At 28.6% G+C, this 1,505-nt stretch carries 1 protein-coding gene and 1 pseudogene; both read left to right on the top strand.

Annotated features, from left to right (window positions below; genetic code table 4):
- Positions 1-402 (top strand): annotated as a pseudogene (locus C6B38_RS03725) (hypothetical protein); the annotation flags it as partial.
- A 25-nt stretch (positions 403-427) separates the two neighbouring features.
- Complete coding sequence (locus C6B38_RS03720) at positions 428-1,147, top strand: hypothetical protein (protein ID WP_105298706.1); 720 nt, start codon at positions 428-430, stop codon at positions 1,145-1,147.
- Positions 1,148-1,505 lie beyond the last annotated feature (358 nt).

Below are 1,505 nucleotides of genomic sequence, written 5' to 3'. Positions count from 1 at the left end.
TGTCGATATCCTGAGAAAGTGCCGAAAGATTTACCTCTTTTTATTAGAGAACCTTTTAATAATTGGCGTTATACAGGGAAAATGAAGCCTTATAATGATTCATTTATGGGAAGAGCTAAGAATTATTTTACAGAAGAATTTAGCGAAGATATATTAAGTAATAGAGAGTCAAGGTTTTATCCTAATCGTTTTTTAAAACAAGATGAAACCATCGAAATGGTTTATAAAGGCCCTAAATACCTTTTAGAAAAAGACGAAGATTTTTATATAATGACGGTGAAATGTCCTTTACAAGAAGAAAAAAAATTTGAAACAAAACATCAAAATTACTACCTACACTTCAAGCCTGTGAAAAAATATATTACCYTKTATAMTGAAAAAAAGAATSCWAAAGAAAATTAAAAAAAGAAAGGAAAGATGAATTAATATGGCTTATAAAAAAAATAACGCTAACAAAAAAACAACAAATCATACTAAAATCATTCCGACGAAACCTAAATCCAATAAAGATTTCAAAGGAAATCAAGTTATGCCTTCTAAACCTAAATCAAAGAAAGGTTTCCAAGGAAACAATCAAGCTACTCCTGACCAAACTAAAATTGTTTTAGAAAATAGAATGATAGAAACCAAAACTTGGAGACAAACTCTTAAAAATGTCATGATAATATTTTTACCATTAATCATTTTAATCTTTTTCTCTTGGGTAATGTTTTATAAAGTTTTACCTCAAATAGGAGAAAATATTAATCACTTCATCTCAGGAGCTAAAGATAACCTTAATAAATTTTGTCAAGAAAATTATGACAAATTCAAAAACAACGCCCATGATATCAAGGATAACTTCTATAATCGTTTTAAAGAATGGGATTGGCCTGATTGGTTAGCGAACACAGGCAGTATTATTGTTCCTCTCTTCATAGGAGGAGCGATARCCTTATGTTGTTTAGCTATTCCCTTTCTTGGTCCTCCTTTAGCCGCTATCACAGGGATCTGTACCATTGTTGTAGGAAGTTTTATGTTTTTTACTGATAAAACAACTCCTCAGAATCCTCCAACACCTCCCAGAGAAGATGTAACAGTGATTGAATATAATGAAAATCAACAAAAAGAAAAAGGGGTTCCCACAAAAAATATCACAAAAAAGTAAATCAAACTCTCAAGAAAGGAGAACCAATTTATAAACAAAAACCCGAAATYMAAAATKTAATCGAAGAAGAAAAAAAGAAAAATCAACAATTATTAGAAGAACAAAGATTTTTACAAACTAATCTCCAAATCCAAGAATTAGAGTTACTCAATTTAAAAGGAGAAAAAGAAAATTTAGAAAACTTGTTAAAACAAAAAGAAAGAAATCCAAAATGTAATCGAAGAAGAAAAAAAGAAAAATCAACAATTATTAGAAGAACAAAGATTTTTACAAACTAATCTCCAAATCCAAGAATTAGAGTTACTCAATTTAAAAGGAGAAAAAGAAAATTTAGAAAACTTGTTAAAACAAAAAGAAA

The organism is Spiroplasma sp. ChiS, from assembly GCF_002968355.1.
Classification (GTDB): domain Bacteria; phylum Bacillota_I; class Bacilli_A; order Mycoplasmatales; family Mycoplasmataceae; genus Spiroplasma; species Spiroplasma citri.
This window is presented reverse-complemented; position numbering and strand designations above follow the sequence as displayed.